The 19165-nt window shown below is 40.4% G+C and carries 27 protein-coding genes; 17 read left to right on the top strand and 10 right to left on the bottom strand.

Going from position 1 to position 19165, the window contains the following annotated elements; translation table 11 throughout:
- Positions 1-4: 4 nt before the first annotated feature.
- Complete coding sequence (locus tag ACIQYG_RS06610; protein ID WP_053534153.1) at positions 5-799, top strand: NAD kinase; 795 nt, start codon at positions 5-7, stop codon at positions 797-799.
- A gap of 17 nt (positions 800-816) precedes the next feature.
- Complete coding sequence (locus ACIQYG_RS06605) at positions 817-1731, top strand: RluA family pseudouridine synthase (protein WP_402836442.1); 915 nt, start codon at positions 817-819, stop codon at positions 1729-1731.
- A 92-nt stretch (positions 1732-1823) separates the two neighbouring features.
- Here ACIQYG_RS06605 and prpE read toward each other — a convergent pair whose 3' ends face one another.
- On the bottom strand, positions 1824-2567 hold the full coding sequence (prpE, locus tag ACIQYG_RS06600) for a bis(5'-nucleosyl)-tetraphosphatase PrpE (RefSeq protein WP_402836440.1): 744 nt from the start codon (positions 2565-2567) through the stop codon (positions 1824-1826).
- A gap of 122 nt (positions 2568-2689) precedes the next feature.
- Between prpE and mgtE the strand changes: the two genes are divergently transcribed.
- Positions 2690-4060: a magnesium transporter gene (gene mgtE / locus ACIQYG_RS06595; RefSeq protein WP_402837152.1), complete on the top strand. Its 1371-nt coding sequence runs from the start codon at positions 2690-2692 to the stop codon at positions 4058-4060.
- Between the two features lie 133 nt (positions 4061-4193).
- Entirely contained in the window at positions 4194-4967 is a 774-nt protein-coding gene (gene fabI, locus ACIQYG_RS06590) for an enoyl-ACP reductase FabI (RefSeq protein WP_402836438.1), read from the top strand.
- Between the two features lie 356 nt (positions 4968-5323).
- Here fabI and ACIQYG_RS06585 read toward each other — a convergent pair whose 3' ends face one another.
- The gene (locus ACIQYG_RS06585) at positions 5324-5542 is read right to left on the bottom strand and encodes a hypothetical protein (RefSeq protein WP_402836436.1); all 219 of its coding nucleotides are present in this window, start codon (positions 5540-5542) and stop codon (positions 5324-5326) included.
- 40 nt (positions 5543-5582) lie between these two features.
- The gene (locus ACIQYG_RS06580; protein ID WP_402836434.1) at positions 5583-5750 is read right to left on the bottom strand and encodes a hypothetical protein; all 168 of its coding nucleotides are present in this window, start codon (positions 5748-5750) and stop codon (positions 5583-5585) included.
- A 219-nt stretch (positions 5751-5969) separates the two neighbouring features.
- Between ACIQYG_RS06580 and ACIQYG_RS06575 the strand changes: the two genes are divergently transcribed.
- The 9 genes from ACIQYG_RS06575 (at position 5970) to spoVIF (ending at position 10537) form a co-directional block, all read left to right on the top strand.
- Complete coding sequence (locus ACIQYG_RS06575) at positions 5970-6284, top strand: hypothetical protein (RefSeq protein WP_402836433.1); 315 nt, start codon at positions 5970-5972, stop codon at positions 6282-6284.
- An 11-nt stretch (positions 6285-6295) separates the two neighbouring features.
- A complete protein-coding gene (locus tag ACIQYG_RS06570) occupies positions 6296-6868 on the top strand; it encodes a hypothetical protein (protein ID WP_402836431.1) in 573 nt (190 codons plus the stop codon).
- A 14-nt stretch (positions 6869-6882) separates the two neighbouring features.
- Positions 6883-7248, top strand: coding sequence for a DUF1360 domain-containing protein (locus ACIQYG_RS06565; RefSeq protein ID WP_402836430.1), 366 nt, complete (start codon positions 6883-6885; stop codon positions 7246-7248).
- 291 nt (positions 7249-7539) lie between these two features.
- The gene (locus ACIQYG_RS06560; RefSeq protein WP_402836429.1) at positions 7540-8040 is read left to right on the top strand and encodes a YhcN/YlaJ family sporulation lipoprotein; all 501 of its coding nucleotides are present in this window, start codon (positions 7540-7542) and stop codon (positions 8038-8040) included.
- Between the two features lie 16 nt (positions 8041-8056).
- Complete coding sequence (spoVAC, locus tag ACIQYG_RS06555; protein ID WP_402836427.1) at positions 8057-8527, top strand: stage V sporulation protein AC; 471 nt, start codon at positions 8057-8059, stop codon at positions 8525-8527.
- 3 nt (positions 8528-8530) lie between these two features.
- Entirely contained in the window at positions 8531-9556 is a 1026-nt protein-coding gene (gene spoVAD / locus ACIQYG_RS06550) for a stage V sporulation protein AD (protein ID WP_402836425.1), read from the top strand.
- A gap of 16 nt (positions 9557-9572) precedes the next feature.
- Positions 9573-9929: a stage V sporulation protein AE gene (gene spoVAE / locus ACIQYG_RS06545; protein ID WP_402836424.1), complete on the top strand. Its 357-nt coding sequence runs from the start codon at positions 9573-9575 to the stop codon at positions 9927-9929.
- Between the two features lie 103 nt (positions 9930-10032).
- Positions 10033-10170, top strand: coding sequence for a YjcZ family sporulation protein (locus tag ACIQYG_RS06540; RefSeq protein ID WP_402836423.1), 138 nt, complete (start codon positions 10033-10035; stop codon positions 10168-10170).
- 112 nt (positions 10171-10282) lie between these two features.
- A complete protein-coding gene (spoVIF, locus tag ACIQYG_RS06535) occupies positions 10283-10537 on the top strand; it encodes a sporulation-specific transcription regulator SpoVIF (protein ID WP_034314458.1) in 255 nt (84 codons plus the stop codon).
- Between the two features lie 118 nt (positions 10538-10655).
- On the opposite strand, the gene ACIQYG_RS06530 is transcribed toward spoVIF, so the two are convergent.
- Positions 10656-12929 carry an ATP-dependent helicase gene (locus ACIQYG_RS06530; RefSeq protein WP_402836421.1) on the bottom strand — a complete coding sequence of 758 codons (2274 nt, stop codon included), beginning with the start codon at positions 12927-12929 and terminating at the stop codon, positions 10656-10658.
- 150 nt (positions 12930-13079) lie between these two features.
- Between ACIQYG_RS06530 and ACIQYG_RS06525 the strand changes: the two genes are divergently transcribed.
- Complete coding sequence (locus ACIQYG_RS06525) at positions 13080-13376, top strand: hypothetical protein (protein ID WP_402836419.1); 297 nt, start codon at positions 13080-13082, stop codon at positions 13374-13376.
- Between the two features lie 54 nt (positions 13377-13430).
- Here ACIQYG_RS06525 and ACIQYG_RS06520 read toward each other — a convergent pair whose 3' ends face one another.
- From ACIQYG_RS06520 to ACIQYG_RS06500, 5 genes are all read right to left on the bottom strand, one after another.
- The gene (locus tag ACIQYG_RS06520) at positions 13431-13919 is read right to left on the bottom strand and encodes a spore coat protein (protein ID WP_367406946.1); all 489 of its coding nucleotides are present in this window, start codon (positions 13917-13919) and stop codon (positions 13431-13433) included.
- 233 nt (positions 13920-14152) lie between these two features.
- Positions 14153-14416: a hypothetical protein gene (locus tag ACIQYG_RS06515; protein WP_402836417.1), complete on the bottom strand. Its 264-nt coding sequence runs from the start codon at positions 14414-14416 to the stop codon at positions 14153-14155.
- A gap of 159 nt (positions 14417-14575) precedes the next feature.
- Positions 14576-15004 (bottom strand): GNAT family N-acetyltransferase, encoded by a 429-nt coding sequence (locus tag ACIQYG_RS06510; RefSeq protein WP_141993164.1) that lies wholly within the window; start codon positions 15002-15004, stop codon positions 14576-14578.
- A gap of 4 nt (positions 15005-15008) precedes the next feature.
- Positions 15009-15524: a YjcG family protein gene (locus tag ACIQYG_RS06505; RefSeq protein ID WP_402836415.1), complete on the bottom strand. Its 516-nt coding sequence runs from the start codon at positions 15522-15524 to the stop codon at positions 15009-15011.
- Positions 15525-15612: 88 nt separating this feature from the next.
- Positions 15613-16335: an alpha/beta hydrolase gene (locus tag ACIQYG_RS06500; protein ID WP_402836413.1), complete on the bottom strand. Its 723-nt coding sequence runs from the start codon at positions 16333-16335 to the stop codon at positions 15613-15615.
- Positions 16336-16525: 190 nt separating this feature from the next.
- Here ACIQYG_RS06500 and ACIQYG_RS06495 point away from each other — a divergent pair, with 190 nt between their 5' ends.
- Positions 16526-17083 carry a phosphatidylglycerophosphatase A family protein gene (locus ACIQYG_RS06495; protein ID WP_034314446.1) on the top strand — a complete coding sequence of 186 codons (558 nt, stop codon included), beginning with the start codon at positions 16526-16528 and terminating at the stop codon, positions 17081-17083.
- A gap of 17 nt (positions 17084-17100) precedes the next feature.
- On the opposite strand, the gene ACIQYG_RS06490 is transcribed toward ACIQYG_RS06495, so the two are convergent.
- Complete coding sequence (locus tag ACIQYG_RS06490; RefSeq protein ID WP_402836411.1) at positions 17101-17322, bottom strand: hypothetical protein; 222 nt, start codon at positions 17320-17322, stop codon at positions 17101-17103.
- A gap of 679 nt (positions 17323-18001) precedes the next feature.
- Between ACIQYG_RS06490 and ACIQYG_RS06485 the strand changes: the two genes are divergently transcribed.
- Positions 18002-18397: a hypothetical protein gene (locus ACIQYG_RS06485; protein WP_402836409.1), complete on the top strand. Its 396-nt coding sequence runs from the start codon at positions 18002-18004 to the stop codon at positions 18395-18397.
- Positions 18373-18954 carry a hypothetical protein gene (locus tag ACIQYG_RS06480; RefSeq protein ID WP_402836407.1) on the top strand — a complete coding sequence of 194 codons (582 nt, stop codon included), beginning with the start codon at positions 18373-18375 and terminating at the stop codon, positions 18952-18954. The genes ACIQYG_RS06485 and ACIQYG_RS06480 overlap by 25 nt, the downstream gene beginning before the upstream one ends.
- Positions 18955-19165: the final 211 nt, after the last annotated feature.

Below are 19165 nucleotides of genomic sequence, written 5' to 3'. Positions count from 1 at the left end.
TTACATGAAATTTGCGATTACGTCAAAAGGAGATGCTAAATCGAATACTTTAATGCAAAGGATGCGAACATATCTCCAGGACTTTCATTTGGAATATGACGAAGATCAGCCGGATATTGTCATTTCTGTCGGTGGTGATGGCACTTTATTATATGCTTTTCACCGTTATAAGAATCGATTGGATAAAACCGCCTTTGTTGGTGTACATACAGGACATCTTGGGTTTTATGCAGATTGGACCCCTGATGAAATCGAAAAATTGGTGATAGCTTTAGCGAAAACCCCATTTCAAATAGTGGAATATCCACTGCTCGAAACGATTGTCCGTTATCAGCATGGAGGACGGGAAGCCAGATTTTTGGCTTTGAATGAATCGACAGTCAAAAGTGTTGAAGGTACGCTCGTAATGGACGTTGAAATACGCGGCCAGCATTTCGAGACGTTCCGTGGAGATGGTTTATGCATTGCGACGCCATCTGGAAGCACTGCGTATAATAAGGCGCTTGGCGGGGCCATCGTCCATCCATCAATCGATGCCATCCAGATTACCGAATTGGCATCCATTAATAACCGGGTATTTAGAACGGTAGGATCTCCACTTCTGCTGCCGGCACATCATACATGCATGTTCAGGCCGGTAAATGCGGTCAATTTTCAAATTACTGTCGACCATTTGTCCTTGCTTCAGGAGAATGTAAAGTCGATACAGTGCCGAGTGGCAGATGAAAAGATCCGATTTGCCAGATTCCGCCCTTTTCCTTTCTGGAAAAGAGTGCATGATTCATTTATTGCTAATTAAGGAGATAGACTCACCTCATGTCAAATCAAAACTTTTCTTTGACCTGGTCGGTTTTTGAAGAGGATTCTGGCTCTTTATTGCGAGAGTTTCTCAGCAAATGCGATATTTCAAAACGAGCATTAACGGATATTAAGTTTAAAGGTGGATATATCCGGTTGAACGGCGAAGAAGTAACCGTTAGGGAACGGATTGAAACAGGCGACACCGTCACCGTCATATTCCCGCCGGAGCAGGCTAGCGAAGGCCTTTTACCGGAACCCATCCCACTGGATGTCAGGTATGAAGATGACTTTGTATTGGTGGTGGCCAAGCCCCCTTTCATGAATACCATTCCTTCCCGCGAGCATCCCAACGGCAGTCTGGCGAATGGCTTGGCGGGTTATTATAGGGAGACGGGAGTACAGGCGACGATCCATATAGTTACACGTCTTGACCGGGACACATCGGGTCTGGTTTTAGTTGCCAAGCACCGGCATATCCATCACCTTTTAAGTGAACAGCAAAAATCAGGACAGGTTAAACGGAGATACCAAGCCATAGCTGAAGGTATCGTTGAAGGACCTGTAGGGGAGATAGTCGCGCCAATCGGACGAAAATCGACAAGCATCATTGAACGGGAAGTCAGGGAGGATGGCCGGCATGCCTGTACCCTATTTAAGGTATTGGCACACACAGAGTCCCATACATTCCTTAATTTGGAATTGCGAACAGGGCGTACACATCAAATCAGGGTCCATATGGCGCATATTGGTCACCCGCTGGCTGGTGATGATTTATATGGAGGGAACAGGAGAGGTATCCCTCGCCAAGCCCTGCATTGTTTTGAGTTGAAATTTTTACATCCTTTCACAAAGAAGATGATGTTGTTTCAAGAAGAATTGCCAGAAGATATGACCCGTTTGCTCGAGGGAAGTAAAGGATGGGATTCCTGACTTTATAACGGGGCACATTAAAACGAATGATTCAAGATTATGAAAAAATCCATAGACGCAAAAAAACTCACCAGGATGGCGAGTTTTTTTGGTTAATCAAAAGATGTCCTGAATTTTTCAGCTATATATGGCATCGTTGAAGGCACCTCTTGAAGATCCATTTCGGGATAACGGACAGCCGTCAGTTTTCCACCGAAGACGCAGCCTGTATCAATATTGTATGTATGATTGACTCGTCTAGCTTCAGGGACAGGTGTGTGTCCATATACGATCCAAGTTTCCCCTTTGTATGATTTGGCCCAGTCCTTCCTGACCGGAGACCCATCCGGATGTTTGGAGCCATTTATATCACCATAGAGGACAAAGGTTTTTACTTTACTGCTATATTGACCAATATAGTCACTGCGAATTCCTGCATGGGCAATGATCAATCGCCCTTCATCAATGAGTTGGTAAAGTGGGGAACGTTCATACAGATCCATGAATTTTTTTCGGATTTTTTTCTGCTCCCGACTGTTCAGTGATTCGTATTCAGCTACAGTAGTCTCCAAACCATGTGATATTTGGACTTTATTGCCTGAAAAATAACGATACAATTTATTGCAGTGGTTACCTGGGGCATACCTTGCTATATTTTGGTTAATGACTAATTCATGGACAACCTCGATCACTTGCAGGGAATTGGGGCCGCGATCGGTTAAATCCCCTACAAAGCCGAGGATCCTTCCAGAGGGATGTACAGGAAACCCAGTCTCCCATGTATAGCCCATTTTTTCGGTCAGCTGCCTGAATTCAGCGAAACATCCATGAATGTCCCCTATGATATCGATGTTCATTTGACACATCCTTTGTTTGTTTTGTATATGTTTATGGTATTAGTATAGTATTATTTAAAAAATAAAATATAAACCGAGGAAATGAAAAAATATGTTTTAGGAGGTGTATGGTTATGGAGGAGATGAAGGACCGGGAGCGGGAGAGTAGTCAAGTGGATAACGAGTTTTTGCTTGAAGCGCTTAAAACGGAAAATCTAGATCAGTTTCGTACGGAGTTCCTTGAAATGCATCCTTATGATCAGGCTCAATTTTATACAAGCTTGTCAGATGAATTCAGATCCGTCGTTTACACATATTTGTCACCGGAAGAAATGGCGGACCTTTTTGAAAATATAGAAATAGATGAAGAGGATTACGAAAGCCTGTTGGCTGAAATGAATCCTTCTTACGCAGCCGAAATGCTTTCCCATATGTATGCGGATGATGCTGCTGACGTCCTGAATGAAATCAATGATGAGCAGGCCGTCAGCTATTTGACCATCATGGATGATGAAGCCGCAAGTGAAATCCAGGGGCTTCTGAATTATGAGGAATCTACGGCAGGAAGTATCATGACGACAGAGTTCATTGCCATAGAAGCAAATGAAACGGCTCGATCAGCCATGCAGATCTTAAAAAGGGAAGCTCCGGATGCGGAAACGATATATTATGTTTTCGTTACCGATCAGGATAAGAAGCTGCTTGGTGTTTTATCGCTCAGGACATTGATCATTGCAGATGAAGATGCTTTAATCGGTGATTTAATGGATGACAGGGTAGTTTCGGTACCTGTATCTGAAGACCAGGAAGAGGTGGCACGAAAAATAAGGGACTATAATTTCCTTGCCGTGCCGGTCGTCGATTTCCAAAACCATTTGTTAGGGATTATTACGGTTGATGATATCATTGATGTCATGGATGAAGAGGCATCCGATGATTATTCTAAATTGGCAGGTATATCTGATCTTGATCATGTTGATAAGAGTCCATTTTCAGCTGCAAAAAAACGGCTGCCATGGTTGGTCATCCTCTTGTTCTTAGGCTTGCTGACTGCGAGTTTGATCGGCCGATTCGAAGAGACACTAAGCCAAAAAGCGATTCTGGCTGTATTTATTCCATTGATTGGCGGAATGGCTGGAAATACAGGAACACAAGCATTGGCAGTAGCGGTCAGAGGGATCGCAACAGGTGAATTAGAACAGGAAAGCAAGTGGAAACTAGTCCTTCGAGAGGCTGGAACTGGCCTTATTATTGGCCTGACATGCGGAATTGCCATCATTTTTATCGTCTATTTTTGGCAAAATGATTTAATACTGGGATTATTAGTCGGTATTTCGATTTTCATAACTCTAATCGTTGCCACACTTGCCGGTTCAATCGTCCCGCTTCTCATGCATAAAATGAAAATCGATCCAGCAGTAGCTTCAGGTCCTTTCATTACAACTATAAATGACCTTATCAGTATTCTTATTTATTTCGGATTAGCAACATTATTAATGGGCTATTTATTATAAGTCAAAGAATGCCCTCTTGGAGGGTCATTCCCAGAGGACTTTAGAAAACGGTTTTTTTATCAAAGGAAATTTGATATACTGTAATTAGTAGCAGGTACTAATAACTTGTATTAAAAATAGGAGGTCACATACGATGACTTTTTCATTAGAGGGAAAAACGTTTGTCATAATGGGTGTTGCGAATAAAAGAAGTATTGCATGGGGAGTTGCCCGTTCCTTACATAAAGTAGGTGCAAAGCTGATCTTCACTTACGGAAAAGACCGTACAGAAAAAAGCGTTAAGGAATTATCTTCTACATTGGAAGGGGAGCCCTCCATCATTTTACAATGTGATGTAACGAAGGATGAAAGCATTGATAAATGTTTTGCGACGATTAAGGAAGAAGCAGGTATCATTCATGGCGTGGTACACAGTGTCGCATTCGCTAACAAGGAAGAGCTGGATGGTGAGTTCGTCAACACGAGCCGTGAAGGGTTCTTGCTTGCCCATAATATCAGTTCATTTTCTTTAACAGCTGTAGCTAAAGCAGCGAAGGAAATCATGCCTGAAGGTGGCAGCATCGTCACAATGACGTATCTTGGCGGTGAACGGGTCATGCCTAATTATAATGTAATGGGAGTGGCCAAGGCTTCGCTTGAAGCCAATGTCCGTTACCTGTCAAGTGATCTTGGCAAAGATAACATTCGAGTCAATGCTATTTCAGCGGGACCTATCCGTACTTTATCCGCTAAAGGTGTTCGTGACTTCAATACAATTTTAAAGAAGATTGAAGAAGAAGCACCGCTTCGCCGTACAACGACTCCTGAAGAAGTAGGGGATACGGCAGTATTTTTACTAAGTGACATGTCCCGCGGAATTACCGGGGAAAATATCCATGTGGATTCCGGTTACCATGTAATCGGATGACAATAAAAGTAGGGGGCCGATATCGGTCCCCTTTTTTATTGATTTTCACCTCCTTTGTCTCTATGCCCTTCAAAGATAGGAGATAATTTTGTTTACCGGTATCTTGAAGTTCTACCTCAACCCAAATTGATCTGAGCGTATCATCTTCCAAGGGGATCATTCCTTTGTTCTAAATTCTTTTCCAAGTATCATTTCCATTCCGATAGTATTTTAGGGAGGTTGAAGAGGTCGATATCTCTTTTTTGCGTATATTGATATGTCTTTTTTATCTCTTTCTTGATTGAGCGTTTTATTTCTGATTCATATTGTTTTACGCGTTATATCATTTTTCATCAATTCCACACTTGCCCTTATTTTTAAGTCCACATCAAAACGACTTTCCCGTTTTTCCCTTTGCTAGGAGTGATTTTTGTCTTTTTATCGTAAAGGATGACAGATGTATCCTTTTTTGTTCCGGGGAAAAGGGTTACGTTATCACGAACGAAATCTTTATTGACCAATCGTCCGCCATTCATGACGTTATTCGGCAGAAAATCTTTTATTTTATTATTGGAAATGATAGTTACACTTTCCATTAATAATGACTTCTTCTTTTTATCCTGACCGGTCCATTGTTTAGTTATTTTTAATTCTGGAATGGATCTCTCTAAGATTGATGGGCAGGATGAATGAACTTTGATGAGAGTTATCATCCGGATCACTCAATTTTGAAAATGCAATGGAGATACCCGTTTTGCACTTGGCAGTAAATGAGGAAGGATCGATCTTTCCGCTTTTTTTCATCTTCGGAGCTCCTTTAACAGCCATTATTTATTAGTTTTCTCCACTAATGCCCAACATATCCAAGATTGGGTGATGTCCTTTTTTTGGGGGAGTGGCACATCTCCAGCATAAAGAAGGGTGAATCTCATATAAATGATACATAGAGCTGATATTCATTATTTGCGAGAATCGGCAAAAACCTGCTTTCAACCCTATTCGTAAAAAAGAAGGAGGGGCATCATGGACGTGAAGAAAGTTGGTCTGCCTTGTGCTGTTGGAAAACAAACCAGACACAATCCGCTGAAGAGACATATTGATTTGAATGAAAAAAATATCAGCACTTCATATACCGCCGAGGAATTGGTGGAGCTATTGTCCCGACTTCCAGCCTTTGCACCTAAGCCTGTTTGTAAGTTCATCATCAATGACCGTACACTATTCGGGAAATTGGAACAAAAAAAAGAATCCAGTTTGTTCATAAGGCATAAATTCGGGAAAAAAGTTGTCCAATACCAGATGGAACAGCTACAGTCCGTGGATATTCTGAAATATTAAGGAGGGTTTTCATGTCAGAGAAAAATGGCGATAAGGAATCCAAACCACTTTTGTATGTCGATCAAGCAAAAATATCAGATCAGCGTGGAAATATGCAAAGTGATTTTCGAACGAAAAAAGCTAAACCTCAAGACAGCGCTGAGCCGGAACTTCAGGAAGAAGCCGAGAATAAAGAAGAAAAAATCGAAAAAGTCAAACGCGAATTTGGTGTTTATGATGCCATGATGGAAATTGAAAAAGAGATTACGGGATTAAGGAAAATCACCGAACAATATGTCCCTGAGCAAACTCCAGTTGAAAAAATGGAACACCCTGAACATATAGAACAGGAAAACGAAAAGCCAGTTAAGAGAAAAAGGAAAAAGGTGGAGAAGAAAGAATCTTCCCGGGACATCATTTCCCGCCTATCCAATCATCAAGGTTTTCCGAAACCATTATGTGAGGCTGTAATTAACGGAGAAACGCTTCGGTTTCATGTGTTGGGAATGAGAGGGGAGTCAGTGAAGATTAAAAGAGGGAACCATATCCGTTTCGTGGGTCTGCCGGATATTATCGATGCCAAAATAATTGAAGAATCCAAGTGAAGGAGCAATATTAAATGTTTCCCCCACAAAATGAATTTACCTTATTTATCATATTGGGCTTGGCTTCCTTCAGGCTGACACGCTTGATCGTTTTCGATAAAATCATGGAGCCGCTGCGCAGCCCCTTTTTTAAAGAGATAGAGGAAAAAAATGAAGAAGGGGAAGTGGAAATATTTTTAATGCCCAAGGAAAAGGGCCTGCTTGGCTGGTTTGGACAATTGCTAAGCTGTTTTTGGTGCGTGGGTGTCTGGGTCAGCCTGTTTCTGGTTTTCCTTTATATCCAACATTGGTTTATAGGCGACGTACTGATATTAATCCTTGCCGTCGCAGCAGTAGGAGCGATTATTGAGGTCCTAATCAGCAAAATTATGGACATATGATTGGAAACAACTTGTCTATTCGTTCATATAGTATGATATAGATCTTAAAGGAGGAGTCATGAATTGAATCAGAAACAGAATCCATGGGCATATGCCAAACCGATAAAAAAAGATCAGCCAATCAAAATCAAGAAGGACTGTGGCTGTAATAATAACAATAAAAATAAAGGCTATTGAGTAAAAAAACCTTTCCATTTTGGAAGGGTTTTTTTATTTTCCTAATCCTACCATTCATAAAAAAACAGTTAAACAAGAAAATAACAATAGAACGATAAATTAGGATGTGATTCTATGTTCAGACAAGGAAGATATTTTAAAGGAAGCTGGCTGGTTTTTATAGTTGTTTTGTGTGTGCTGCTTACTGCATGCAGCAATCAGAATGATGGAAAAACGGAGAATTTAGCAATGATTAAACGTACGAATCCTGAACCGATGGATATCATTAATGGAATGGATGAGAAGGATGAAAAGGGACTGATCTCAAAGGTCAAGGAAACAGTTGCTAATGAAGACACCATCTATGACGTGATCGTCGTGAAGAACGGGAAAAAGATTATCGTCGCTTATAAAGTTAAGCACTTACAACGTTTTCACATGAAGAAAATTGAAAAGACTGTGACTGAACATCTGGAAGAAAGGTTTCCCGATAATGATTTTATTGTTTCAAGCGATTATAAAATCTTTTTGGAATCTGTAAGATTGAACGAGTTACTCAAGGAAAAAGATGTACCTGAGAAAAAGGCAAGGAAGAAGTTCAAGGAAATTGAAGAACTTCAAAAAGAATTAATTTAGAAGAGAGGTTCAACACATGAGCGGCAAGGATAAAACGACCCCAATACAGGATGCGTATCAAGAGCTTCAAGGGAAGCATGAAATTAAAAGACCATTAGTGAAGAATTGTTTGAAAGCCTTTTTGGTAGGTGGCATATTCTGCGCAGTCGGACAAGCCATTTCCTACTTCTATATTTATTTTTTCAACTTTACGGAGCAGACAGCCGGAAGTCCGACAACGGCAACCATGGTGTTTCTGGCCCTTTTGATGACCGGGTTCGGGTTTTACGACCGCATTGGCCAGTTTGGGGGGGCAGGGAGTGCCGTCCCTGTTACGGGGTTCGGTAACGCAGTCATTTCTGCAGCAATCGAACATCGGACGGAAGGTTTTGTCCTTGGAGTTGGATCCAATATGTTTAAATTGGCCGGATCCGTTATTTTATTTGGAGTATTTTCAGCCTTTGTCGTGGCGTTGATAAAAACGATTTACCTAATGATTGGGGGCTAAGCGGTGTTAAAGGGAAAACAAACATGGATGTTCACCAATAAACCGGTCATCTTGGAAACAGGGGTAACAGGAGGGCCATTTGAAGCTAATGGAGAAATCGCGGGTGATTTCGATATTCTATACGACGATTTGTGGATGGAGCAGGATTCATATGAGAAGGCTCATCGACATTTGATGGAGAAAGCGGTAGAGCTTGCATTGGAGAAAGGGAAGATTGACAAGGAGCAGGTACAATTTTTCTTGGCGGGTGATTTAATCAATCAGGTTACACCGACAAGCTTTGCAGCCAGAACCAATGGAATTCCATATTTCGGCTTGTTTGGAGCCTGTTCCACATCGATGGAAGGGCTTGCTCTAGCTGCCTTCATCACTAATTATGGCGGGGCTAACTATGTGTTGACAGGTGCATCGAGCCACAATGCAGCTGTTGAAAAACAATTTCGCTATCCAACTGAATATGGAGGGCAAAAACCACCTACGGCTCAATGGACGATAACAGGAGCGGGGGTGGCGCTGGTTGCTCCTAATGGAAGCAAGCAAGGGGAATTTCCCCATATTGTCTCGGCCACTATTGGAAAGGTCATTGACATGGGGCTGAAAGATCCTTTCAATATGGGGGGAGCGATGGCCCCGGCGGCCGCCGATACGATTCTTTCCCATTTTAAAGATACTGGTTTGACCCCGGATGATTACGATTTCATCATTACTGGCGATTTAGGTCAAATAGGGAGGGAGACAGCTCTTGACTTATTAAAGCAAAAGGGCTGTGATATCAATCAGGAAAAATTCAAGGATTGCGGATTGATGATTTTTAAAAAGGACCAGCCTGTTTTGGCTGGCGGGAGCGGTGCGGGATGTTCGGCAGTCGTTTTATACGGTCATATATTAAATGAAATGATTTCCGGTAAATATAAAAAAATCCTGCTTGTCGCAACAGGAGCATTATTGTCGCCGCTTTCCGTCCAGCAAAAAGATACGATTCCGTGCATTGCCCATGCGGTGGCCATTGAGTATGGGATGAATTCATGAAAAAGGAGGGATTTCGATGTTAGCAATGTTTTTTTGGGCATTTGTCATCGGTGGCTTGATATGTGTAGTCGGCCAGCTTCTTTTCGATGTTGCTAAGCTGACGCCAGCACATACGTTAAGCTTGTTCGTTGTAATAGGAGCTGTTCTTGCCGGATTTGATTTATATGAACCGCTTGTTGACTTTGCCGGTGCTGGAGCAACCATACCGATCGTTTCGTTTGGGAATTCGCTGGTGACCGGGGCGATGATGGAATCGGAAAAACATGGTCTCGTTGGCGTACTGACAGGTATGTTTGAGATTACGAGTTCCGGTATCTCTGCAGCAATCGTCTTTGGATTCATCGGAGCTTTGGTTTTCAGGCCAAAAGGGTAAAAGAAGCGAAATAGGCAGCCTTCGAATAGGACATGGCCTATACATATTTGTCCAGACCTACATATGTTATCAGTAAGCTTTAGCGAGAGCGAGGTGATATTGTATGTTTGGTTTTGGTGGCTACGGTTGTTGTGGCGGCAGCGGTTATGGATACGGCGGAGGATACGGCGGCGGATCTACTTTCGCGATAATCGTTGTATTGTTTATCCTATTGATCATTGTAGGGGCTTCTTTCTGCTAAGGCATAAAAGGAATAGGCAGAAGAAGCCTATTCCTTTTATTTTTTTTGTTGGGCCTAGCACTTTTTTCTGATAATGCCATAGGATAGGTACAGAAAAGGGAGGGGCTTAAGTATGGATAATAACTTTTTTAAAAACATAGAAGGTAAAACCGGCGTAAATATGAAAGATGTATTAGAATTGGCAAACTCGCTGCAAGGAGCCAACTTCAAAGATGAAACAACGGTTAGAAACGTCATTAAGCGCGTTTCAAAAATAGCGAATAAACCGGTCAATAAGGAAACGGAAGATAAAATCGTTCATTCCATCGTAGCGGAAGGGAATAAACTCGATTTCGGGACGATATCCAATATGATAAATAAAAAGTGAAAAAAGGCCTGCTATCATGCAGGCCTTCAGACTGCAGCCAAACTCGAAAAAAAGCGAGCTTGCCTGCAGTTTTTTTATTTAAAACAGTATTTGCAAGCTTTATAGCATCACCTTTTGGTCAAAGCTTCAGGAAGCGTGATGGATGGGCGGTCCGTCCGCGTCTAGTTTGCAGGATGGAAAGGTAAAGGTCCTTTTTAGCCCTGGTTGCCGCCACATAGAGCAATCGTCTTTCCTCTTCAAGAGGGGATAGTTCCCCTTTGCGGTAAGATTCAAGTGCGAAATCATGAGGAATGCTGCCATCGACAGCAGCAAGGACATATACGGTTTGATATTCAAGCCCTTTGGAACGATGTATGGTGGTAAGCTGTATGGCATCCTTAAAGTGTTTCGATAGCTGTTTAATCTCTTGCACCATCGCGGTCATATGATCGACATGTTCAAGGAAAGCGGCGACGGTCGGGAAACGATTTGCCGCCACCTTTAAGTCACGGATGTCATCGGACCCTTTTTCCAGGTTCGCATCATTACCGCGTTTTTTTACATATTCCTGGTATCCCAAATCTTTCTCGATGATTTCTAACGCTACGAGTGGCGACATGATTTTTAAAGATCGGATCTGTCCCGGAATCGTTTTTAATTTTCGTTCTTGAAAAGCATGTCCAGTCTTAACGAAAGCAAATGCATCGATGAAATCACAATCCTGCAATATTGTCATTGCTTTTAACTCCTGTAATATACTTTGCTTTAAGAATAAGGAGGAAAGGACATCGGATGCTGCCTTGCTGTCATGCGGGAACAAACTCAAGCGCATAAAGGCAAGCATGCCGCGAATGACCTTGCGCTGATAAAACGAATCCGCATCCTTTTCAATGACGAATGGCAGATTGGAAGCGGCTAGCCGTTCAAAAATGGCCCTGGACATCGTGTGTGTCCTGTACAATACTGCAAAGTCCCCAGGGTTTGCTCCCTTGGATATTTTCTCCTGGATATCGGATACGATCATCGTTGCTTCCAATTCCTCATCATAAGGATAAAATAAAACAGGGGGATTTCCTGAATCATGCTGTGCCCTCATCTTTTTCTCCATCCGGTTCTGGTTGCGCTTGATCAAGCGGTTCGCTGTAGCGACAATTTCATGGGAAGAGCGGTAATTCTCCGTCAGCTTCACAACTTGGGAGCGAGGGAAATCATGATTGAAATTCAAAATATACTTCGGATCGCTTCCACGGAATGAATAGATCGATTGATCATCATCTCCAACTGCACATACATTTTTTGATTCAGCAGAGAGGAGTTTTATCAATTCATATTGAACTTTATTAATATCCTGAAACTCATCTACCAAAAAATAGTTAAACCTTTGCTGATATTTCTTTAAAAAATCCGGGTGGTTTTTTAAAAATACATAACAGCCTACAAGCATATCATCAAAATCATACTTCCCTGTTTGCTGTTTATATTCTTCATATTTCTTATATAAAAATAAACACGATTTCTCCCAATCGTCCTTAGGTTGGATATCTTCTGGAAAGGCCAATGAGTTTTTCCAAAGCCCAATTTGTTGAAGGGCTTGATCATATGCAAATTCCTTCTCATCAAGTTCCAATTCCCTGCCAGCCTGTTTCAATACCTTTTCTTTTTCCCACTCCCACTTCAATAGGAAATCACGCTGCCATTTGGCTGGTTCATGGAAAATCAGGATTTTATAAAAGATGCTATGAAAGGTCCCGCTAACGATTTGAGAAACAAGGGAAGGAGTCATATAGGGATAACCGAGCAGACGCTGCTGCATTTCCTTTGCGGATTTCGCCGTAAATGTTACAAGCATGATACTTTTAGGATCAATCTTTTTCACTGTAAGCATGTAGGCTGTGCGTACCGTCAATACGCGGGTTTTCCCGCTGCCTGCTCCTGAAAGGACTAGGATGGGTCCATCGATCGTCGTTACCGCCTTTAGTTGCTCTGCATCGAGAACAACCCCTGATGAGGCTAATTCTTGAAAGTATGGTTCCTCTGATTGTGCAAGGCAAGATGGTTTATCTGAATATTTCGGATTGCCGGTTATGGGCCGGCTTTTAAGGAAAGGTTCGGTAATGGTTTTCGTTTCCGTAATGGTTCGTGATGTAGGAATCCTAAATCCATTCTGTTCCATGTATTCTAATGGGTTTTCCTTATTTATTGGTTCTGAAATTGGCATGTCACAGGGTACCTGCGATGGATCACTATGATAAAAATAAGGCGTTTCATGGATTCCAATAAATAATTTCACTGGTTTATGACAAATGATACAAGAAAGCTGATCACGTTTTCCTTTTTCAAAAAGTGTCTGCAGCTCACCAGCTGAAACGGTATGTAAATGTACGATTTCATTGCCAGATTTTGCTTGATTCATATAAATGGATACCTCTAATCTATTAAAAATATCGGCAATACTCATCATACCAGAAGATCAGGAAAAAAGAATGCGGAAATCATGTTTAAATATTGTTCCGGCAGGGTAATTAAATGACAATATAACTATTTCAATATAAGGAGGGTTAGTATGGGATATATAGCACCTGTCACACAATTTGATTATATTCAATATGCCAACCGGACTGTCGAAGCTGCAGGGAAAGTAAGAATTGTTAAAGGAACGACACCCATTCAACCCATCCGTTTTGATCAGGTGTTGGAAAGGGAAAGGGAAAGCGTTGAAGGATTACATCAAATTCAAGATAATGATCGGGTATGTGCATATGGAGCAGGCACATATCAATATAAAATGGGCATGAGCGCCAGTGAAGATTTAACGGCTGGAATGACGGGAAAAGGCAGATTCATCAACGAAATTGTCTAGTTCCTCCAGAAAGACAAAAGAGGACACGTGAAGTGTCCTTTTTGTGTTGATTTCTTAAAGAATGTCTATTTCCACGATTAGAGCTAACAATAGTTGCAATAAAAGTTGGATGTTTAGAGCGATTTGTGCATCAGTTGTTGTAATGTCGATATCACGGCTGTTTTCAACAATTGTTTTTTGGCGCGTGATTTGTTTAACATTAGAAGATTGGATTAATTCTTGAGTGATCTTTTCAGCATTATCAGCATCTGCAATGGAAATGCTTACGATGACCGCAATTGCAGCTTGTAGAGCAGCTTGTAGTGATAGGGCCGCTTTAACATCCGTTGAAGTGATATTTACATTACAAGAATCTTTAATGTAAATAAGTTCTTCAGAAAGCTGAACTTGATTATTATCCTGTTTCGCATCTTGGTCAATCTTTGTGTCATCGTCGTTACAGAATCCTGAAAGGGGATGTCTGGAAGCTGAATCTAGAGCCGACCATGACCTTTCAGAGTCATCATGTGTGTTACAGTTGCTACGATATACATTTTGGTTCATGTTGTTTTTTCCTCCTTAGGTTTTATTCCCTATTAAAATATGCTTTGCTGGTTAATCGGGTTGGACGAATAAATCAGTTCATTCGTCTATTTTTTAAATACTTAGAGAAAGTATTAGTGTGTGGGGGATGAACAATAAAGAAGCTGGAGCTTTAGGAATGAAATGTAAGTGCTGCTATGACTCGGTTTACTTATTTCTCGCCAGCAAGTAGGGTGATTAGGTGATATGGTGCATCATTTATCTTTGGAATCCGTGAATTTGTTGTGAATGGAATTTGTAACTGGATTAACATCATGTTCCGTGATGTTCTTTTCTTGGTTTATGATTTTTAGTGATTGCTCTTGTAAATAACGCACGGTTTCTTTAAGGTTGTTTCTCTCTTTTTCAGTTAGATCGACCTTTTCCTTTTTGAAACCATGTTTTCTCATAGTCCTCGAAACCAGCAGTTCCATCAGTCTTTTTTGAGACTCCTCCAGGTTAAAATCATTGTTACCCATAAAATTTTCCCTCCTTCTTGCTTTCTATATATAGACTATGTATTTTTGAGGAGATTGCCATTGAACGGAAATGGTTTTTTTCATAAAACGATAATTTAAATCCATGAACGAACAAAAAAAGCTGTCCAATCAGAAGACTGAAAGGACAGCTTTTTCATATCATAAAATGGTTTTCTTCATCGTTTTATGAGGAATGCCAGCATCCATGAATTCGTCGGAAACGATCTCATACCCTAATTTTGAATAAAAAGGGATAGCGTGCACTTGGGAATCAAGCTTCAATTGAGGCACTTCCTGCTGGATTGCGTATTCCTCAATAGCATTCATGATCATGGCCCCGGCACCATTCTTACGGCCCGATGATAGTACACAAATGCGCTGTACTTTACCGATGTTGTCAATGACCCTGAAGCGGCCGGCACCGATTGGCTGATGCTGCTCATCATATAAAACGAAATGTGTAGATTCTTTTTCATATTCATCGATCTCTTCTTCAAGAGGGACGTTTTGTTCTTGGACGAACACTTTTTTTCGAATCATATATGCATTTTCAAGCTCTTGGCTGTTCTCTGCAATTTTTACAAACACGAAATCATTCAGCTCCTAATCTAAATGTTTCATAAACGGTCCATGCCCCGTCATCAAGTTGATACAGCAAGTGAACTCGTTTCACCTCTTCTTCATGGCTGATGTCAAGCATGCTTAATTGGCCTAAAACATCAGAATGCTCATTATCGGATAAATCTTGAGCGATCGTAATATGCGGGACAAATGCATGTTCACTTTCACTTTTTATGAAATCCTCATTGTTAAGTGCATCATGCAGCTCTTGGAGTCCTTCGGATAATTCTACTTTGAAATAAATAGTATTGCTTACTGGTTGGAAAGACTTCGTTTTCGTTACGCTCAGCGTAAAAGGCCTGCACTTTTGAGCGATGCCTTTTAATTGTTCCGCGATTGTTGAAATTTCCATATCCGTCGCTTCGAACGTTGGTTTAAGCGTTAGATGCGGTGGTATGAAAGCATATTTCGTATCATACCGTTTGCGATAGGAGTTAGCTAAATCTTGAAGTTTTTTTGAAGGGAAAATTGCAACACCATATTTCATAAATAAAACCTCCTGATATTTTTTATTGTGTATTATAGTTGGACATGTTTTCTCTTGAAACCATCCCAAAGAAATGATTTCGAGTGAATTAGAACATTTCCAACAGTGCTCGTTTCAAATCTGCCTGCCAGTATTTCCAGGTATGATTACCTTCAAATTCTTCATAGAAGCAAGGAAATCCTTTTTGGTTTATTAATTTATGCAATTCCCTATTTGGTTCTATGAAGTTTGCCTTATTGCCATCCGTCGTCGGAACATCTGTTTCACCAGTCCCGATCACATGGTAAAGTTCGAGGAGATGCGGATCCTCAAAATTACGTACAGCATCCATTACTGCTTCATTGGCAAGTGGGGACTGCATGATGCATTTCCCGAATGTATGCGGATACTGCAAAGCGGCCAATAAAGAAACTGTACCGCCAAGAGAGTCACCGATCAAAGTTCGACCATGTCCCATTTGATAGGTTGGGAATTCATCATCTAAAAACGGGACAAGTTCATGGGCAAGAAAACGTATGTATGCAATGTGCTGTTCCCCGTCCGGATGATATTTGCGCCTGCGGTCAAAGCGGTCTTTATAAGGTATGCCGACAATGATGATATTTTCGATCTCATCGTTCCCTAACAGTTCATCTGCCACCCGGCCGATTCGTCCCATTTGAAAATAATCACGGCCATCCTGAGCAATCACAAGCGAATATTTATACAATGGCGAATAATTAGCAGGCAAGTAAACAAGCAGTTCCAATTCTTCTGCTAAAGCTTCGCTTTTAAACATGTACTCTTTAATTGTGCCTTTGCGTAAATTCATTCTCCCGCACCTCAATGATAATTAATAATGAAAAACAACTTACTTGATTATTTTAGCATAGCCTCGCAACTTTTTCCCGCGACAAGAATTTGGAATATAAAATTTTCGTTATATTTTCTAAAAATTTAAATTATAAGGTGCTATAATACAAGGATATAGAAAAATAATACAAAAAAAGGTGGCGAATAAAATGGCAGATGTACACGTACACAGCAGGGAAGTGACAAAGGCGGCTAAACGAACATTATTGGAGCGTGGTGTCAGTGTGGAGGCAATTGCAAAAATCGTTTATGAATTGCAGTTCCCGTACAAAGCTGATCTTAAGCTGGAGGAATGCATCCACAGCGTTGAGCGTGTCTTGTTGAAAAGGGAAATTCAACATGCCATTTTAGTCGGTGTGGAGCTGGATAAACTGGCAGAGCAAAAAAAGCTATCAGAACCCCTGCAATCGATTGTTGAATCTGATGAAGGGCTTTTCGGAGTGGATGAAACGATTGCCTTTGGTGCAGTACTCGGTTATGGAAGCATTGCTGTAACGACCTTTGGCCATTTGGATAAAAATAAAATAGGCGTCATACACGAACTTGATAAGAAGCAAGAAGGAATCGTGCATACCTTCCTGGATGATATCGTTGCAAGCATTGCCGCGAGTGCCGCCTCAAGGTTAGCCCATCGTTTGAGAGATGAAGAAGAATCGTTAACTGAACAGGAAAAGGACATCCAGGAAGAAGAAGAGTTAATAGGTTGAACCTTGATGAGCAATCTTCATCCAGACCTGTAAAACCTGGCCTTAATGAGGCGGGCAGAAAGGATGTTGGCTACTTTAAATGTCCTTTTCGTCTGCCTTAGAAAACAGAATGCGTGAATATGCCCTGGATAAATTTCAATCACCTGGATTTTCCGTTGCGTAATTTTACCTTGTTCGGAGAGATAAATTATCTCCAATGGAGCATTATCTTCCATATGTTTACGAAGCATATATTTCATTCTCTGTCACTCCTTTGCTGACTTGCTTGCTATTATTATATGCGAACATACGTTTTGTATGCAAGTGAAAAAGGGGGAACGTTAGTTCGCTTTTTTGGTGAGGGAAAATAAAATAAGTTGAAATTATACCTTTTTTTATATAATATGTGGACTTTTTAACAAAAAAACAAATAACAAATTATGTACTTTAAGTACATTACTAGTTAGTCATTACATACGAAAAGTTAGTTCAGTTGAAGAACACTTCCTTGACGGTGAATATCTCTAATGGTGATCCTCAACTGTATTCATCCCATTTTCTGCGGGAGTTTCCTCTTAGTAGTACAGTAGCTAGGTTCTTCATCAATCCAAACTGAAGTGCCATTTATACCCCACCTCTTTTCAGATTAAGAATAAAGAATCTGTTTCCCCGATTATCATCCACAAAAATCCCTTCTTTTTTTATTAACGACCAACCTTCTTAAAATGGTTTATAACCAGTAGATTTTCGCTGTTTGAGTTAGATTTATTTTCAAATTTGTAACATATGTACAAACATCTTTTCTTTTAATGAATAAAATAACCCGAAAATAAAAAAAGAAAAAGGTGATTATAATTAAAAATCATTATTCCATTTCACATTGTAATTCCTTTATAGACACCACATATCTTAATAAGAAATGTGTGCAAAAGAAACCGGATGATTGTCATTGCTGTCATAAGAAGCACAATGACTGTATTTGTCACCAAAAGAAACCGGATGATTGTCATTGTTGTCATAAAAAACACAGTGAATGTATTTGTAAGCAAAAGAAACCGGATGATTGTCATTGCTGCCATAAGAAACACAATGACTGTATTTGTCACCAAAAGAAACCGGATGATTGTCATTGTTGTCATAAAAAACACAGTGAATGTATTTGTGAGCAAAAGAAAACCGGTGACTGTCATTTGTGCCATAAGAAACATAATGACTGTATTTGTCATCATAAGAAACCGGATGATTGTCATTGTTGTCATAAAAAACACAGTGAATGTATTTGTGAGCAAAAGAAAACCGATGACTGTCATTTGTGCCATAAGAAACATGATCTAGTAAGAGCATCTGCGTTCAGGGCTAATAAGAACACACCACAACTTTACAAAGCAGAGGAAACTCCCTCTGTAAAAGTTTTATACCAAACAGAACAGTTTGATTTAGCAGATGAATATAATCCACATATATCAACATTTATTCCAACTAAGGATGGAATTTATGAGATAACAGCAAAAGTCTCGTTTCGTCCGTCAAAAAGTAAAAGCGATGATTCCTCAAAAAACAAAAAAGACAATTGTAAATGTGATTATTGCAGAAAAAATAGTTGCAAATGCGATTATTGCAAAAAAAGCCATCCTTCAAAAGACAAAAAAAAGCATCCTTCAAAAGAAGGAAGTGTCGCATCCATTTCAATTAACGTAAATGGAGATGATTTAGATATTGTTAATGACTTCTTGGAGAAATCAAGACCTATTGGACTATCGGTTACTGCAATCCTTAAGTTACAAGCAGGAGATCGGGTACAAGTATTATTTAGCGCAGATGCAAACGGAGAAATTTTAGCAGAAGCACCTTTAACCAACTTTCAGGCTGCTAGATTCCCTTCTCCAATGTAAAGATCTTTTTTGCTTAAGCCATAGATGGAGCACCTGGACATCATATTGGTTAATTAAAGTTGAGCCTTGAAAAAGGTTAGTCGGATTCTATTCTGAGAGATTTTTGGGGTCAGATCCTGCTGGCTTCTTTTTTTCTTTGACTTTGTTCAAAAAAACGGTTATCGGGAAAAAAGAGTAAACTCTCTTGAACAACTTCTCAAAAACAATGACC

The sequence above is a fragment of the Peribacillus sp. NPDC096622 genome, from assembly GCF_044762665.1.
Lineage (GTDB): Bacteria > Bacillota > Bacilli > Bacillales > DSM-1321 > Peribacillus > Peribacillus frigoritolerans_B.
Note: the sequence above shows the minus strand (reverse complement) of the source record. Positions and strands in the feature narration are given on the sequence as shown.